General features: G+C 61.1%; 19 protein-coding genes. 8 read left to right on the top strand and 11 right to left on the bottom strand.

The window, feature by feature from the left end; translation table 11 throughout:
* Positions 1-22 precede the first annotated feature (22 nt).
* Entirely contained in the window at positions 23-1,051 is a 1,029-nt protein-coding gene (locus QXU72_07355; GenBank protein ID MEM0495055.1) for a hypothetical protein, read from the top strand.
* On the opposite strand, the gene QXU72_07360 is transcribed toward QXU72_07355, so the two are convergent.
* Genes QXU72_07360 through QXU72_07375 form a run of 4 tightly spaced genes read right to left on the bottom strand, consistent with a single transcriptional unit; the run spans position 1,039 to position 3,383 of the window.
* Entirely contained in the window at positions 1,039-1,536 is a 498-nt protein-coding gene (locus QXU72_07360; protein ID MEM0495056.1) for a hypothetical protein, read from the bottom strand. The two genes, QXU72_07355 and QXU72_07360, sit on opposite strands and share 13 nt — an antisense overlap.
* Positions 1,526-2,476, bottom strand: coding sequence for a DNA repair and recombination protein RadA (gene radA, locus QXU72_07365; GenBank protein MEM0495057.1), 951 nt, complete (start codon positions 2,474-2,476; stop codon positions 1,526-1,528). Before radA ends, QXU72_07360 begins: the two co-directional genes overlap by 11 nt.
* A 5-nt stretch (positions 2,477-2,481) precedes the next feature.
* A complete protein-coding gene (locus QXU72_07370; GenBank protein MEM0495058.1) occupies positions 2,482-3,033 on the bottom strand; it encodes a hypothetical protein in 552 nt (183 codons plus the stop codon).
* A complete protein-coding gene (locus QXU72_07375) occupies positions 3,030-3,383 on the bottom strand; it encodes a hypothetical protein (protein MEM0495059.1) in 354 nt (117 codons plus the stop codon). Before QXU72_07375 ends, QXU72_07370 begins: the two co-directional genes overlap by 4 nt.
* A gap of 108 nt (positions 3,384-3,491) precedes the next feature.
* Here QXU72_07375 and QXU72_07380 point away from each other — a divergent pair, with 108 nt between their 5' ends.
* The 5 genes from QXU72_07380 to QXU72_07400 all read left to right on the top strand — a co-directional run bounded on the left by QXU72_07380 (position 3,492) and on the right by QXU72_07400 (position 7,386).
* Entirely contained in the window at positions 3,492-4,073 is a 582-nt protein-coding gene (locus tag QXU72_07380) for a phospholipase D-like domain-containing protein (protein ID MEM0495060.1), read from the top strand.
* Positions 4,074-4,083: 10 nt separating this feature from the next.
* Complete coding sequence (locus tag QXU72_07385; GenBank protein MEM0495061.1) at positions 4,084-4,383, top strand: transcriptional regulator; 300 nt, start codon at positions 4,084-4,086, stop codon at positions 4,381-4,383.
* Positions 4,370-5,755, top strand: coding sequence for a thiamine-phosphate synthase family protein (locus QXU72_07390; GenBank protein MEM0495062.1), 1,386 nt, complete (start codon positions 4,370-4,372; stop codon positions 5,753-5,755). The genes QXU72_07385 and QXU72_07390 overlap by 14 nt, the downstream gene beginning before the upstream one ends.
* 195 nt (positions 5,756-5,950) lie before the next feature.
* Positions 5,951-6,673 (top strand): alanyl-tRNA editing protein AlaXM, encoded by a 723-nt coding sequence (alaXM, locus tag QXU72_07395; protein ID MEM0495063.1) that lies wholly within the window; start codon positions 5,951-5,953, stop codon positions 6,671-6,673.
* Positions 6,674-6,714: 41 nt separating this feature from the next.
* Positions 6,715-7,386, top strand: coding sequence for a class I SAM-dependent methyltransferase (locus tag QXU72_07400; GenBank protein MEM0495064.1), 672 nt, complete (start codon positions 6,715-6,717; stop codon positions 7,384-7,386).
* Here QXU72_07400 and QXU72_07405 read toward each other — a convergent pair.
* Positions 7,358-8,392 (bottom strand): NAD(P)/FAD-dependent oxidoreductase, encoded by a 1,035-nt coding sequence (locus QXU72_07405; protein MEM0495065.1) that lies wholly within the window; start codon positions 8,390-8,392, stop codon positions 7,358-7,360. The genes QXU72_07400 and QXU72_07405 overlap by 29 nt on opposite strands.
* A gap of 2 nt (positions 8,393-8,394) precedes the next feature.
* Positions 8,395-8,652, bottom strand: a complete 258-nt coding sequence (locus QXU72_07410) for a hypothetical protein (protein ID MEM0495066.1) — start codon at positions 8,650-8,652, stop codon at positions 8,395-8,397.
* A 93-nt stretch (positions 8,653-8,745) separates the two neighbouring features.
* Here QXU72_07410 and QXU72_07415 point away from each other — a divergent pair, with 93 nt between their 5' ends.
* Positions 8,746-10,092: an L-lactate permease gene (locus QXU72_07415; GenBank protein MEM0495067.1), complete on the top strand. Its 1,347-nt coding sequence runs from the start codon at positions 8,746-8,748 to the stop codon at positions 10,090-10,092.
* An 85-nt stretch (positions 10,093-10,177) separates the two neighbouring features.
* On the opposite strand, the gene QXU72_07420 is transcribed toward QXU72_07415, so the two are convergent.
* Genes QXU72_07420 through QXU72_07435 form a run of 4 tightly spaced genes read right to left on the bottom strand, consistent with a single transcriptional unit; the run spans position 10,178 to position 12,574 of the window.
* Positions 10,178-10,900 carry an ABC transporter ATP-binding protein gene (locus QXU72_07420; protein ID MEM0495068.1) on the bottom strand — a complete coding sequence of 241 codons (723 nt, stop codon included), beginning with the start codon at positions 10,898-10,900 and terminating at the stop codon, positions 10,178-10,180.
* A gap of 3 nt (positions 10,901-10,903) precedes the next feature.
* Complete coding sequence (locus QXU72_07425) at positions 10,904-11,650, bottom strand: hypothetical protein (protein ID MEM0495069.1); 747 nt, start codon at positions 11,648-11,650, stop codon at positions 10,904-10,906.
* 16 nt (positions 11,651-11,666) lie between these two features.
* Entirely contained in the window at positions 11,667-11,954 is a 288-nt protein-coding gene (locus QXU72_07430) for a PDGLE domain-containing protein (protein MEM0495070.1), read from the bottom strand.
* A gap of 5 nt (positions 11,955-11,959) precedes the next feature.
* Positions 11,960-12,574: an energy-coupling factor ABC transporter permease gene (locus tag QXU72_07435; protein MEM0495071.1), complete on the bottom strand. Its 615-nt coding sequence runs from the start codon at positions 12,572-12,574 to the stop codon at positions 11,960-11,962.
* A 141-nt stretch (positions 12,575-12,715) separates the two neighbouring features.
* Here QXU72_07435 and QXU72_07440 point away from each other — a divergent pair, with 141 nt between their 5' ends.
* Positions 12,716-13,615 (top strand): UbiA family prenyltransferase, encoded by a 900-nt coding sequence (locus tag QXU72_07440; GenBank protein ID MEM0495072.1) that lies wholly within the window; start codon positions 12,716-12,718, stop codon positions 13,613-13,615.
* A 17-nt stretch (positions 13,616-13,632) separates the two neighbouring features.
* Here QXU72_07440 and cyoE read toward each other — a convergent pair whose 3' ends face one another.
* The gene (cyoE, locus tag QXU72_07445) at positions 13,633-14,496 is read right to left on the bottom strand and encodes a heme o synthase (GenBank protein ID MEM0495073.1); all 864 of its coding nucleotides are present in this window, start codon (positions 14,494-14,496) and stop codon (positions 13,633-13,635) included.
* Positions 14,497-14,522 lie beyond the last annotated feature (26 nt).

Raw genomic sequence — 14,522 nt, forward strand, 5'->3', positions numbered from 1 at the left:
AGCGCGGGGCGTCGCAGCCGCGATGAAGCTCGCAGAGCTCGAGTACGCGCTTTTAAGGAGTATCCCCCAGGCACGCACAGCGTCTAGTGCTGCGAAGCTCGCCGGAGTATCACCTTCTTACGTGCTGCGGAAGCTCCAAGCCCTGAGGGGTCGCTTCACGCTGAGAGGAGTGTTCGACTACAAGGCGCTCGGCCTCGAAGAGCACATCCTCACGACGAGATTCTCTGCCAGGCTCTGGGAGGAGAGTCTCCCCTACATCTCCCTCAAAGTGGCTCTCCAGACTGGCATGCAGCCCGAGAGTCTGCTTCTCGCGATCCTCGTCCCGCGCGGCAAAGCGGGGGACGTCGCCGACATCCTGGGAGTATCTCAAGACAGCTTAAGGCCAGCAGTGTCCTACAGGCTGAGACTGGATGCAGCGATCCTAACAGAGTACCTGAACGGCGAACTCGTACCGCTTCTAGACAATCTCCCCGAGGTGGTAGACTCCGGGAAAGCTCCACGGCTGGAGGGCATACCCCCGAGGAGAGTCGACGAGATTGACCTCTGGCTCGTGGCAGAGCTCTCCAGAGATCCCTTCGCGAAGCTCTCTCGAGCTGGAGAGCAAGTAGGCTTGAAGCAGCAGGTAGTGAGCTACCACCACGTCTACCACGTGCGCCCGCTGCACCTCTACAACGCTACCATCCCGCGGCTCTACTCGAACCTGCCTGGGAGGCTTCTGCAGCTGAAAGTCAGAGAAGGTTTCGAAGAAGCAGTAGCTTGGGCACTGTCGAGCCTACCATTCTCGTTCACCAGCATCGCCCAGCCGGGTGAGGGCCGAGTAGAGCTTCTAGCTTACCCTGGGGCCTGGGAGCTGAGCTTTCTCAGGAGACTGTCAAGGTGCAGAATCATCCTGGACTACAAGATCCTCGGCTACACTCTCGAGAAGCCACGCGAGTACACAAACCCCTTCGGGAAGGTGATGAGTCGCGGAGAGTACCGGCTAGACATCCTTTACGAGGCTCTCTACACGCCTGAGAAAGCGGAGCGATCCTGGAGGATCTACGAGCTGTGAGCCGCGCGCTGCAGAGCGGAGAGGGCGATGCTCTCCCAGTCGAGGACCTCAACGAGCTGCTCAGGAGTCCTCAGGTAAGCCCTGGGCTTAGAGAGGAGGTTCAAAGACGCGAGGAGCGCGTAGAGCGAAACCTGGACACGCTCGCTACCTCGCACACCCACATAGCTCTTCACCTCGATCACCGCGGCCAGCTCTCCTCTAAAGAACAGGACGCGGTCCGCCACCCCGTAGAGCCAGCCGAAGCGGAAACGCCAGGCGAGGGGGAAAGGCGCCTCAGCGACCTCGCGCTCAAGGAGCCAGTCCGGCTCGCCGAAGAGCTCCGCGTGAACCTGCACCCCCTCCCCAGCTCCCCGGCCCCGCCCCCTCCCGAACCGGCGCGCCACTTGGGTCACAGTGTACTTCGGCTCTCTGGACTCCAACGCGGCGAAGAACCGCTCCACAGCCGCTCTCAGGAGCTGCAAGCGGAAAAGCGTGTCACTTGACATCTCGAAGCCCGTCATCCGCTATGAGGAACGAGGCCGCCGCCCCCCTCGGGATACGGGGGGAGTCTAGGCACTCTACAGCCCACACGTCACCTGCTTTCCTCATGAAGAAGCGGTGGGTAGAGGCGTGCGCTATGATGTTCCCTCCAGCTGGCAGCTTAAGCGTCACGCCCCAAGAGCTCGGCACCGCGACAACCTGGTTCGTTACCACGACCGCAGCGCTGTGGACTCTAGCAGTCCTCTTGAGCCAGTCGAGAAGGTAGTTGATTCTCTGCTGCCTCGCTGCCAGCCACTCCCGCCCCTTGAACTCGGCCCTGTAGAGCGCTATGATTGAGTCAACGATCACCAGCCGCACACCCTCCCGCATGAGCTCCGGCAGTTTCCTCACAACAAGCTCCTCCATCTCGTCAACGTTGATGGGTCTCCCCACGAAGATCCCGGAGAGAGGGTCCTCGACGCCGAACCGCCTCGCAATTGCCTCCACCCGCTCCGGGCTGAACGTCCCCTCAGTGTCGATGTAGACCGCCCCTCCCCCCAGCCCTCCCCTCGCCGGAGGCAGCTGGACCGTCACGGAGAGCTGGTGGCAGAGCTGTGTCTTACCGCTGCCGAACTCGCCTGCGAACTCGTAGATATCGTAGACAGCGATCCCCCCGCCGAGGAGCTCGTCGATATCCTTAACCCCGGTGGTGAAAGTGTCCCGCCTCGCGAGCTGCTCAGCGTACTCCCTGCCCCTCACCACCCTGGCTTCCCAGCCCAGCAGGCGCCTAGCAGCGCGTATAACCTTCGCAGCTTTCTCACTCTCGATTCCAGCGAGCTCTTCGAGCTCCTCCGGGTTGTAGACTACTAGATCCTCAAGGTAGTTGATGCCTGCGCTCTTCAGCCTCGCGACAGTCACGCGGCCTATGCCTTCGATGTTCACGAGTTCGTCTACGCTCCTCGACATTTGCATCACCCGCAGAGCTTTTCCCCGTCCACGAAGCAGAGCACCCTTCCCTCCTCCTTCGTGCAGATGATCCGCTTCACGTAGCCCCTCCATTCCTCGCTTGCCCGCCCACCGAAGACGACTACAGGAACCCTGTAGGCGGAGGCCACGCGGGAAAGTATGTCTAGAGCGTAGCGGATCCCCTGCTCCTCATGCTGGGTGAAGCGGTCGTCCAAGTCCTCCACCAGCACCGCGCGCCTCCCCTCCTCGAGCACTCGAGGGAGGTCGAAGAGCAGGTACTCTAGGAAGTCAGCGTCAAGGAGCCCCGGCACCGTGAGAGCTCCAGGCACCGCGAGCGCAGCACCCCTGACGTAGGTTAGCCCCGGGGCGAGCAGCACCTCCCTGCCGCACACCTGAGCCCTGACCGCTAAGGGTGCGAGGAGCAGCAGGGCCCGGCTAAGCTCCCTCTCGATGCTTGGAGCCAGCTCGCCGAAGATAGCTTCCAGCTCTTCGCGCCTGAACACCTTCAAGTGCCGCAGAGTGAACGCCTCCTTCCCGACAACCACCACCAAGCTCATAGCCCCACCCGCGACCTACCCCGCTGCGCGAGGATGCTGAACCACGGGTTACCGGCGACGAAGCTCGGCAGCTCGCCCGCCGCTTCCGGCTCCACGGCCACGGCAGGAAGGGGGCCCTGGGTTTCGAGAAGCTCCCGAGCGCGCTTCAGCAAGCTCAGGATCTCGAGCCCCTTCTCGTTAAGCGAGACGATAGTTAATCGCCCCTTCTTCCTCACGTTGACGACGCCGCGAGCCCTCAGGAGCTCGAGAACCTCGTGAGCTTTCCTCGAGTTACGGGAGATCTCGCTCAGCAGTACTTCCTCCTCACCAATCTTCATCACCCAGCCGAGGATCCTCAGCAGCTCGTTCACACTAACGCTGTGATGATGGAGTATAAAGCTGTTATGCTTTACTGCCCGGCGAGCTGAGCTTTAGAAAAAGTTATCAGATCATGCCTCGAGCGTTACACAGTGGCTGTTATGCCTCGGAGGCGTTCCGAGCAGAGTCTGCAAGCGGTCGCGTACGCCATGATCTTTCTCGCAGTCGCCGCCTTCGCCGCCGGGTACTTCCTGGGGAGAGGCTCGGCAGCCCCGTCGCCCTCTGCAGCTGTTCAGGGCGTCAGCGTGGAGCTGCTGAACGACCGGGACTACTACCCCACCTTGCTCGATCTAATTTCGCGCGCAAACCGGTCAATCTACATCATGATGTATGTTTTCAAGAGCGATACCGACACTATCATGAGGATCACGAATCTCCTCGTGAGCAAAGCCAAGCAGGGGCTGGACGTGAGGGTGATTCTAGAGAACTCGATAGAGGATAACTCGTACGCCTACCAGTTGCTCAAGGAGGGCGGCGTGAGGGTAGTCTACGACTCGCGCTCAGTGACAACGCACTCCAAGCTTGTGATCATCGACGGCTACATCATTCTCGTGGGCTCGCACAACTTCAGCTACATGGCGATGATGCGCAACCACGAATCAAGCGTCTTGATCATCAGCCCCGAGCTGGCCGCGAGGCAGACAGAGTACTTTATGAGCGTCTGGACTGAGAGCACAGGCTGAGGTGGCGAGCGTGGATAAAGACAGGCTTGCCGGCGCCATACTGCTTCTCACTGCCCTCACCCTGGGGGCGGCGTACGTCTACTTCCTTTTCTTCGGCAGCGACTCCGTCAGCATCTTCGTCCTCAAGCTCACAGCGCTGGGCACCGTCGGGTCTTTTCTCCTGCTCATGGGCTGGATAGGCTTCTCGCTCCTTACATCACCCCCGCGAAAGAAGATCGAGGAAGTTGAGCGGAGGCTCGCGGAGGAGCTGAAGAAGCTGCGCGAGAAAGGCTACCCCTTCCCGTGGGTCGATGCGAGTGGAGGTGGGTAAGCTCGGCTTAAGCCGCCTGCGCCCCCTTCTCGAGAGAGCCGGCGTGAGAGCCGAGCTCGACGCGAACGAGGTAGAGGGCTTTCTCGTCACAGTGAACCCAGCGGTTGGCGTGCCCGACGAGCTGCTCGGCTTCTTCGCTTTTCACTACTCTGCCTCCAACATCGCTGCTGCATTCGGCAAGCCTGAGTACTCGCTGCTGGATCTCACCCTGCCGCCCGGCTACCCCCCGGAGAAAGCGGAGCTAATCCTATCCACCTTCATTGAGGAGTGCCGGAAGTACGGCGTCAAGCTCGTAGGAGGCCACACGGGAAGGTACGAGGGAGTAGAGTACCCTCTGGCCTCGTCCACGATGCTGGGCCGCAGGCTCCGCCCCAGGCTGGCTCCAGAAGAGGGCGACAGAGTCTACTTGCTAGGTAAGGTGGGCTCTGAAGCCGCCTGGCTCGCTGGCGCGCAAGTAGAGCTGGAGGAGCTTACCCCTCTACCTAAAGCTCTGAAGCTGGCCGAGATCGGTGGGGTAAAGCTGGCTCACGATGTCTCCGAGGGAGGTTTGCTCGGCGCCTTGCTCGAGGTGAGCGCGTTTTACAGGCGAGTCATAGAGGTGGATAGGGGTAGCGTTCCAGTGGAAGAGCGCGCGCCGCGTGTGAGCGAGCCTCTAGCGCTGCCATCCTACGGGGCTCTGATCGCCGTGGGCGATGCTACCGTGAGGCGTGACGCGGCGAGCCTAGGCTTAGAGTGCTACGAGATAGGCCGTGTCCTTTCGGAAGGCACCGGAGTCGTCGTCGACGGAGCCCTCGTGCAGGAAGCTCCCATAAGCGAGGTCGTCGCCCTCTATGCTCCTGGCGTGGCCGGGAAGGGAGAGCTGGCGGCGGTGGCGCTCGCAGCTGAAAGGTTCTGCAGTCTGAGAGGGGTGGAGCGCCTCATCCCAGAAGTGGGAGTGAACATCGCTTACGCTAGACCGGGAGCGGAGTCGCCCGACGATGTTGCTGCGATCGAGGGCCGAATAGTCAGGACGTCGAGAGGGGTGCGAGCCTGCGGGAAGCCTGCTTTCGGGGCTTCAAGGCACCTTGCGGGGGTTCTGCTCGCAGTCTCGGCTCGGAGACCGCACATCAGGGCTGCTCTCAACCTCAAGCCGGAGCGGGAGCTCCTCGAAGCTCTAGGGCGGCTCGGCCTTAGAGTTGCGAGAGTGGAGCCAAGCAGCGCCTGCCCTATCGCTGAAGCCGCTAAGAAAGGCTTGGAGGCTGACGCCTACTATTACGAGGCTGCGCCGGGGCTGGAGCCCTCGCTGGTCATCCTCGCTGAAGACCCGCTAAAGCTGATCGAGCTGCTCGAGGAAGCGCTAGCGCTGCTGGAGCGGCGGGCCAGCGGCTTCTGAGGTTGCTGCCGCTGCGAAAAACCCGCGCCCTCAGGCCTCAAAAGGCTTTAATTACCCCTCAAAGCAGCTTCCCCGGATGATGTGAGCTTGCCCCCCGGCGAGCGGTGAGCCTCATTACCGCGTGCTGACGCACCTCAAACTTCTCCCTCATCGAGCGGGCAACGCTCAAATACGGCCTAGGGCTCAGTCTACGCGATGTCAAAGCTCCTCTACCAGCTCGACAGCTATCTGCGCGAGTTTGAAGCCCAGATCACGCGCGTAGAGAGCGGTAAAGTCTACCTCACCAGCACCGCCTTCCACCCGGGCCCCAGCGGGGGGCTGGACACGGATAAGGGATGGCTGATACTGCCGGACGGCTCGAGAGTCGAAGTCCTCCAGGCTGTCGAGGAGGCCGGGGATGTTGCTCACGTAGTCAGCGACTCGTCGCGGCTTACAGCGGGGATGACTGTGCGCGGAGTGATCGACTGGGAGAGGCGGTATCGCATGATGAGACTTCACACCGCGAGCCACGTTCTCGCGGCAGTTCTCTACAGAAAGTACGGCGCGCTCGTGACGGGAGGCCACATCGAGCCGGACGCCGCTAGGGATGACTTCGACCTGCCGGGCGTGGAGGATTGGAAGGCTGCGCTTCTGGAGGCCGTTAGGGAGAGCAACGAGATCCTGAAGAAGTGCATCGAGGTGAGGGTCTACTGGCTCCCCCGAGAGGAGGCCTTGAAGATCCCCGGCATAGTGAAGCTCGCGGAGCGGTTACCGCCCGATGTGGCTGAGATAAGGGTAGTCGAGATACCGGGCGTCGACATACAGGCGGATGGAGGGCCTCACGTCAAGAACACGTGCGAAGTTGGCGAGATCGTGGTGCAGAAGCTCGAGAGCAAGGGTGCCAGGCGGAAAAGAATAACCTATACGCTCTCCCCGTAGCCGCAGCTTAAGCGATATAAGGGCTACAGCCTATTGCAGCCGTGCCTCACCGCGCCAGGATTATCCAGCTGTTTGACTCAGTCGCGAAAGCTTACGACGCGTGGTACGCTCAGCCCGCGGGTAGAGTAGTCCTCGAGACGGAAGCCCGCATGCTGGGCTCCGTGCTCCCGGCCGGGGTGGGGGCGGAAGTCGGCGCAGGGACTTGCGTTTTCGCGCAGGTGCTCTCCAGAGACCGCGAAATCGTGTGCTGCGACCCCTCTCTGGAGATGCTCGAGCTGGGCAGGGAGAGGTGCCCTCACGTGCTCGCGTCGACAGCCGAGGAGCCGCCCCTGCGCCCTCGCTCGCTGGATTTCGCGTACCTGGTGACGGTCATCGAGTTCCTGGAGGAGCCGGGGCTGGCGCTCGCGCAGCTCAGCAGTCTCGTCAGGCGGGGCGGCGTTCTCGCCGTCCTTTTCATCGAGAGGCAAAGCCGCTGGGGGCGGCTCTACGAGGAAGTGGGGAGGAGGGGGGAGGACCCCGTGCTGGCTTCAGCCCGGCTCTACAGTTTCGAGGAAGTTGAGGATCTACTGCGCCGGTCAGGCTTACGGGTGAGGAGGGTGCTGCAAGCTCTCGACTACGAGCCGCTCTCCGTGCCTTCAGAGGAGCCGAAGATTTACGAAGGGTTATCTTGCGCTGACTGCGGGGTCACTCTGATCGCTGCCGAGCCGCAGTGAGCCACCTGGGACCCGCTACCTTGGCGAAGAAGCCGGGCCACTTAGCAGCTGCCCTGGCGAGGTAGCTGGGCGTCAGGTTGCCGGCGGTCACCCGCTCGAGAATCTCTCTTGGGGCTGTGCGGTAGAGGTTGGCCCGTCCCTCAGGGGAGAGGCTCTCCAGCCTGCGCACTATCGCAAGCTGCACCTTGATGTTGAAGGGTAGCCCCGTCCTTCTCAGCTCCTCACTAAAGCTGCGCTCACTCCGCAGCGACCTGAAGAGGGCTAGCGAAGACAGCATACCGGGCCTGATGCCCTCACCGCTCAGGGGCTGCACAGCGCCGAGAGCCTCCCCGATCTTCACAGCCCCTGCCCTCCAGATTATGCCTCCCGCCGCTATGCTCCCTCCTTCGAGCCGCCGAACCTCAGGGTTACCGTGAAGCTTGAGCAGCCAGCTAAGGTAGCTTCGAAGGGTCTCAAAGTCCGCCAAGCCCCCCACCCCGGCCTTCGCCCTGGAGCCCCCGAGCGGGAAGATCCAAGCGTACCCGGTGAACCCCGTGAGCAGGTGAACCTCAATGCTGTCGGAGCTGGCTACCCCCTCAACGATCGCCTGCAGCGCGCTAGCCCGCCTCCCAGGGTAAGATGAGACTCCCCGCGCGTCGACGACGAGGTCGTAGCCTTCCAGCTTCCCGAGCTCTCTAACTCCTCTCCTGACGACCTCGACCCCTTCCAGGAAGTGCTCGAGCAGCCTCTCCTTGTCGACAATATACCCGTACTTCACTCCCTTGCTCTCCAGGAGCTTTTCCTCATCGATGTACACTCTGTACCCATGCACTTCGCTGATGATGTAATCCTCGGGAATCTTGACGACTCTATCGATAGTGAAGGGCACCCCCCAGCCGCACGGCTTCACCGCCAGTTTCGGCAGCGCTTCGAACACGGTCACTTTGTACCCCGCGTCGCTGAGCAGCCTTGCGAGAAACGCGCCCGAGGGGCCGGCGCCGACGATAGCTACTCGGTCTGTCTGCATCATCATCCCAGCCCGCGTAGCTCGCTCTCCAGCTCTTCGATCGATATTTTCGCGAACTGTAGAATCACTTGAAGCTTGTCCGGCTTCACCAGCGTGACTATAGCGTCCTTGTAGACGCCTTTGAGCAGGGGGCCGTACTCGGCGGTGACTCTACCTTTAGTCTTCAGGAACTCGGCCACCTTGTCCACGCAATCCTCTCTTATCTTAAGCACGTAAGTCTTAGAGGAGGCGCAAACAAGGCTTCTCGAGATTACGCACATGCTTTCCGCTATGTACTCTCATTCTCTCTTATTTATTTCGCAGAAGCACCTAAGGTAACGCTAATTTACCATGCTGTCTACGTAGCTGCTTCTGTGAATGCTTCAGCGCTTCACGGGGTAGCGGTACTGCTGCTGCCTGTGCTCGTGATCGCTGTCCTGAAGCGGGATGCTGCTCAAGCATCGGTAGTCACGCTCACCTACGCGCTTCTAGCTTTCACTTCGAGCAGGGGTTTAGCCGGAGTCGTGGATGCTTTGCGCAGCGGCCTGACGACGGGGCTCCAGATATCCTCCATCATCCTTTCCGCGATATACTTCTACAACGTGCAGAGGGAGCTCGGCACGGAGGACAAGCTGAAAGCGAGCATGGGTAGCGCGGCAGGGTCGGCACTGTACCTAGCGGTTTTCTTCTCAGGCTTTGTCGAGAGCTTCTCAGGTTACGGCGTTTCTCCAGCTGTCGCAGCACCCCTGCTCCTCAGCACTGGGCTTCCCCCGCTCAGCGCAACCGCGAGCGCTCTCGTGGGGCACACGTGGGCGGTCCCCTTCGCTAGCGTAGGCGTCCCGACCGCTGTGCTCGCGGGGCTAGCTGAAGTGGATGTCGGCGCGCTGGCTGAGCTCACCGCAGTTTTTGCCTCGTTTTCCTTAGCTGCGATAGTGTTTCGCGTTGGCCGCGGGTACATCAGCTGCAGCTACAAGGAGCTGGTCCCCGCGCTGCTTCTCTCTCTTTCACTCGTCCTGCTCGCACCCTTCACGAGGATTTACTCGGCAGCTGTCATGGGCTTCCTGGGGGTGGCTGCAGGCTTACTGCTGGCTAGTGGAGCGCATAAAGTGGCAGAAGCGCTGAGCGTGCTCAAGTACTACCTGCTGCTAGTGGCTATGCTTCTCCTAGCGAATCTCGCCGGCTTCGGCGGACTGCAGTACACCTTCGTCGTGATTCTCGCTGCAGCCCTGCTCTCGCAGCTCATCGAGCGCAAGCTGGCTAGGGAGGCTCCGAGGAGGACGGTCGCCATGACCTTCCGCTCAGTCGTGGCTGTAGTCTTGTTCGCGATCGTGGCGGAGATCGTCAAGCGCGGCGGCTACATGAAGAGCCTAGCCATCCTGCTCGCTCAGAGCACGGGGACGCTCTACGCACTTTTCGTCCCCGTCGTAGGAGCTCTCGGAGCATACGCTACAGGGAGCGCGACCACGAGCAACTTGATCTTCTCAGCCCTGCAGAAGAGCTACGCCGAAGCTGTGCAAGTCAACACCTACGCTCTACTTGCCCTGCAGAATGTGGGGGGCGGCTTAGGCGGCATGGTGTCGCCAGCAAAGATCTCTGTCGCGGCGTCAACCACCTCAGGGAAAGAGCTCGAGCAGCAGCTCTTCAGGGAGGGCTGGAAGTCGCTGATAGTAGCCGTTGCCCCTCAAGTGATTATCGCAGGGTGGATCCTCCCCCAGCGATAAGCCAGGCAGCGTTAAGCCCTCTCTTTCTCCCGGCTGCGGCGTGTGTCGTCTACAGCAGCCTCCGACACTAACGGAGAGCCGTTTTCTACCTTTCTTTGCAGGAAACGGGCGAGAAGCGCAGCCCCGCTATCTCAAGCACTTCCTGGGGCGGCGGCGAGCATCCCGACCAGACCACCGACCCCGAGCTGAGGACCACCGCCTCGTCCGCTACCTCCTCGGCGAGCTTAACATCTTGAGTTGCCACGAGGACCCCTTTCCCCTCAGCTTTAGCCTTGCAGAGTAGCGAGAGGAAGAGCTCCGACGATTGCGGGTCGAGGTTGGCTGTCGGCTCGTCTAGGAGGAGCACTTCGGGCTCGTACACCAGAACCGATGCCAGAGCAACTCTCTTCTTCTCACCCATGCTCAGGGCGAAAACCGGCCTCTCGAGAAGGTGCGCTATGTGCAGGAGCTTCGCCACGCGCTCAACTCTCTCGCTCTTCTCCCGCTCCGCCAAGCCGAGCTGGTTCAGCGCGAACAGAAGCTCGTCCCGCACCGTGGGGTTGAAGAGCTGGTCGTCGGGATCCTGGAAGAGAAGCCCTAGGTGGCGGCGCGCCTCGGGCAGCTGCTTCCTCAGCTCCTCCCCCTTGAAGAGCACTACTCCCCTCTCAGGCTCCAGCAGTCCCGCGAGGGCTAGGAGCAGCGTAGTCTTCCCGGAGCCGTTAGGCCCCAGAAGCGCAGTTACCTTGCCGAGCTCAACTCTCACGGTCACCCCGCGCAGAACGGTGCCGAAGCCAGGGTAGGCTACCCACAGGTCTCTGCACTCGAGCATATCTCACGCGCCAGCGAAGAAAAGGAGCGTGCATAAAAGAGTGTAGGCGGCGAGCGCTGCAGCACCCCGCTTTTCACCTAAGCTCGCCGCGGTTCCCGCGGAGCTTCGCGCGAGAGTCCTAGCCTCAATAGCCATCGAGAGCACCCTCGCCCTCCGGTAGCTCAGAACCAGAATATCCCCCACCGTGCTCGCAGCTACGAGCCTCGCGGGCACCCCTCCCTTGGCCACTAGGCGCGCCTCCCTGGCAGCCAGCATTCGCGCAATGTCCCTTGCCTGCAGGGGGATCATCCTGAGCGTCAGCCAAAGCTCCCAAGCGACAAAGTTACCCAGTTTCAGCCGCCGCAGCCCCTCGAGCGCCCAGAACCAACCTAGAGCTGCGAAAGCCCCGGTGAACGCTCCCGCCCCTCCTGCTGCGCGCGCGACGAGGAGAGCAGCGGGCACGCAGCTACCGGACACGGCAGCTGGAGCGGCGACAACAGCCGAGAAAGCAGCGACGAGAAGCGTTGTTGAGAGCCAGCTCCTAAGCTTACCCGAAGCCGCGGCGAGAGCGCCTCCCAGAGCAGCGGCGGCAACCGGTACTCCGAACCCCCGCGAAAATGAAGCTTCCACGCTTAAAACCAGGCCTGCCGCCAGCACCGCGGAGGGGTGCGCGGGAGGTGCTGCGGTTTCGCACAGCTTGTCGAAGATTCTGCTGAGTGTTTTCAGGTAGGCGGCTGCGATGGAGGAGAAAGAGGGAGAGAAAGGTGTCATGGTTGCGCTCCGCTCGCTACTTGACGATTAGGTAGCCTAGGGCGAGAACTAGGGCTACACCGATCAGCCCCGAGACGATGTACCCGAGCCAGCTCGGCAAGCCTGGCACCGTGTAGTCCAGGAAGGGAGTCCAGTTGACTTCTTCCGTCACTTCGCTCAACCCCAGTATCTCGGCAGCTATGTCCAGCGGCTCGTGGTAGCCGGTAAGCTCGGCTAAGTAGATGCCGAAGAGGGGGCTGACAACAACTAGAGCTAGAGCCACCAGGAGCGCTCTCTTGTACTTCCGGTAGATCTCCCCGAGCATGCTTCTCACCCCCTCAGCAGGGCCGGCGCGCGCTGCCTGAGGTACGAGTAAACAGCAGCTGTTATCGCTCCCTCAATGATTCCCAGCGCGGCGTGCCACCCAGCCATGACGGGGACAGCGACCCCTAGGCCGTAGAGGAACTGGCTGGACAGCCCGAGCTCAACTCCGCAAGCTAGACCTGCCAGCGTTACGCTAAGCCATCCAGCAGCGAAAGCCCCCAGCGCTTTCAAGCGCGCTGGAAAAGCCCTGTACACCAGGTAGCCCGCCAGCACCGCGATAATAGCCATGTTGAGCATATTCGCGCCTAGAGCAGTGATCCCCCCGTCGTGGAAGACGAGCGTCTGGACCAGCAGGACGAGAGCCATCGCGAGGAAGCCTAGCCAAGGTCCCAGCAAGATGCCGGCCAGGGCCCCTCCAACGAAGTGAAGAGACGTGCCTCCAGGCAAAGGCCAGTTGATCATCTGCGCTGCGAAGATGCCCGCTGCGAGAACCGGGACCAGGTGCCTGCTCTCCCCCTTCTCGATCCTCGCTTTTCGTACAGCGAGCAGGCCGTAGCCGAGAAACAGAGCGTACGTCGCAGCACTGGTCACTGGGTCGAGGAAACCATCGGGTATGTGCATACGCTACACTTTACGAGGGACTGCTTATTAATTTATTACTGTATTACCAAAAAGTAAGAACAGGGGAAGAGCGGAAGCCGCAGCCGCCCTGGTTTTCTTCGCCGAAAGCTTTTAAGGAGTACCTCCCAGTTGCTTGCGCGTATGGGCAGGGCAAAGGGCTGGTTCATCGCGACCAGGCCATGGTCCTTTACGATGACGTTCGTCTCGGTGACTGGAGCCGCCGCTTACGCCTACACCACAACCGGTGTTTTCGACGTGCTCCTCTATCTCGCGACGCTCGTGGGCGTGCTGCTGCTTCACGCTGCCGCGAACGTCCTCAACGATTACTACGATACAAAGAGGGGTGTCGACGTCCCCGGCGCACCCACTACGGTTTACAGACCCCACCCCGTTATCACGGGCTTCGCTTCTCTCAGCGAGGTGAGGAACTTCGGCCTCGCCCTGCTCGCTGGCGGGCTCAGCATCGCTCTAGCTCTAACTCTGCTGAGAGCCTACGTGGTTCTCCTGCTTGCTCTCGTGGGCGTAGTGCTGCTATTCACGTACTCCGGCCCTCCGGGCTTAAAGTACAGGTCTCTCGGCGAGCTGGGCGTGTTCCTGAGCTGGGGCGTGTTCATGTGGGTAGGCACGTTCTACGTGCTCACTGGAGTGCTCGACGCGGCGCCAGCTCTCGCAGGGGCCCCTGTGGGGGCTCTCGTGGCAGCTGTGCTCACCGCGAACAACCTTAGGGATATCGAGTTCGATAGAAGCCGGGGAGCTATAACGCTCGCAGTGCGCTTAGGTAGAGAGCGGGGTCTAGCCTTCTACACGGCTGAGATACTTCTCGGCTACGTGGCGGTCCTGGCTCTCGCGCTGGCAGGCTTGGTGCCCCTCTACACTCTTCTCGTGCTTCTAACCCTACCCAGCGCGCTAAGAATCATCAAGGAGTTCAGGAAGAGGATACCCGAGAACGCGGACCCCATAACGGCGCAGCTTACACAGACGTTCGGCTTACTCTACATCGCGGGTATTCTTCTCGGGAAAATCTTCCCGGTGGCTTTCTAAACCCTAATCCCCTATTTTTAAAACATTAAAACGCTGTTGACAGCTACGCACAGGAACACGACAGCCATGTACATGTTAACCACCTTGAACGCCTTGTAAGCGTGTACTTTGAACTCGCCTGTCTTCAAAGCCTTCGCCAGCAGCCCAGCGCTCAAGGAGAGTATTGCGAGCGAAACGACAGCCCCCCCAGGTCCGAGGAGGCCTGCGGGCACAAGCAGAAGCGTTACTATAGCAATTGCGAGGACGGCGGCAAGCGAGCCCACGACGCCGGCTTTGTCGCCGTAGACCACCGGCAGCATGGGGACACCCGCTCTCCTGTAATCCTCGGAGTAGTAGGTCGCGAGGGACCATATGTGCGCGCAGCTCCATAAAGCTACCAGCAGCATCAGCAGCAACCCCCCGGTGCCGAAGCCTCCCGTAGCTGCGGCCCACCCACCTAGCGCCGGCATTCCTCCCGCGAAGCCCCCTACCACGACGCTCCACGGGCTACTACGCTTCAGCAGAACAGTGTAGGCTAGAATGTCGATCAAAAACCCCATGAGCCCGGCTACCAGCACGAAAGGGTTCACGGCATAGGCGAGCAGCAGCCCCGCGGCCAGAGCGGAAGCGCTCGCAGCTGTTGCCTCCCGCTTCGTCATTCTGCCCGCTGGGAGGGGTCTACCGCGCGTCCGGAACATCGCCGCGTCAATGTCCGCGTCGAGAACCATGTTAAAGCCGGTAGTCCCCGAAACCGATAGGAAAATTGAGAGCGAGGTTAAAAGCAGCGTGGTGAAGTCGATTCTCCCGTGGCTGCCTGCAACGTACGCGAAAACCCCCGTCAAGAGCAGCAGAAGCGTCTGCTTGATCTTGAATAGCTGTGAAAGGTCTCTTACCAGTGTCATCGCGCCGTGTTGACTGCGCTACTCTA

Origin of the sequence: Thermofilum sp. (assembly GCA_038741495.1) — an archaeon.
Lineage (GTDB): Archaea > Thermoproteota > Thermoprotei > Thermofilales > Thermofilaceae > Thermofilum.

Coding starts and splice junctions, on each gene's coding strand:
- QXU72_07355 (MEM0495055.1), top strand. CDS start 23: ATGAAGCTCGCAGAGCTCGAGTACGCGCTTTTAAGGAGTATCCCCCAG.
- QXU72_07360 (MEM0495056.1), bottom strand. CDS start 1,536: ATGTCAAGTGACACGCTTTTCCGCTTGCAGCTCCTGAGAGCGGCTGTG.
- radA (MEM0495057.1), bottom strand. CDS start 2,476: ATGTCGAGGAGCGTAGACGAACTCGTGAACATCGAAGGCATAGGCCGC.
- QXU72_07370 (MEM0495058.1), bottom strand. CDS start 3,033: ATGAGCTTGGTGGTGGTTGTCGGGAAGGAGGCGTTCACTCTGCGGCAC.
- QXU72_07380 (MEM0495060.1), top strand. CDS start 3,492: ATGCCTCGGAGGCGTTCCGAGCAGAGTCTGCAAGCGGTCGCGTACGCC.
- alaXM (MEM0495063.1), top strand. CDS start 5,951: ATGTCAAAGCTCCTCTACCAGCTCGACAGCTATCTGCGCGAGTTTGAA.
- QXU72_07405 (MEM0495065.1), bottom strand. CDS start 8,392: ATGCAGACAGACCGAGTAGCTATCGTCGGCGCCGGCCCCTCGGGCGCG.
- QXU72_07410 (MEM0495066.1), bottom strand. CDS start 8,652: ATGTGCGTAATCTCGAGAAGCCTTGTTTGCGCCTCCTCTAAGACTTAC.
- QXU72_07420 (MEM0495068.1), bottom strand. CDS start 10,900: ATGCTCGAGTGCAGAGACCTGTGGGTAGCCTACCCTGGCTTCGGCACC.
- QXU72_07425 (MEM0495069.1), bottom strand. CDS start 11,650: ATGACACCTTTCTCTCCCTCTTTCTCCTCCATCGCAGCCGCCTACCTG.
- QXU72_07430 (MEM0495070.1), bottom strand. CDS start 11,954: ATGCTCGGGGAGATCTACCGGAAGTACAAGAGAGCGCTCCTGGTGGCT.
- QXU72_07435 (MEM0495071.1), bottom strand. CDS start 12,574: ATGCACATACCCGATGGTTTCCTCGACCCAGTGACCAGTGCTGCGACG.
- QXU72_07440 (MEM0495072.1), top strand. CDS start 12,716: ATGGGCAGGGCAAAGGGCTGGTTCATCGCGACCAGGCCATGGTCCTTT.
- cyoE (MEM0495073.1), bottom strand. CDS start 14,496: ATGACACTGGTAAGAGACCTTTCACAGCTATTCAAGATCAAGCAGACG.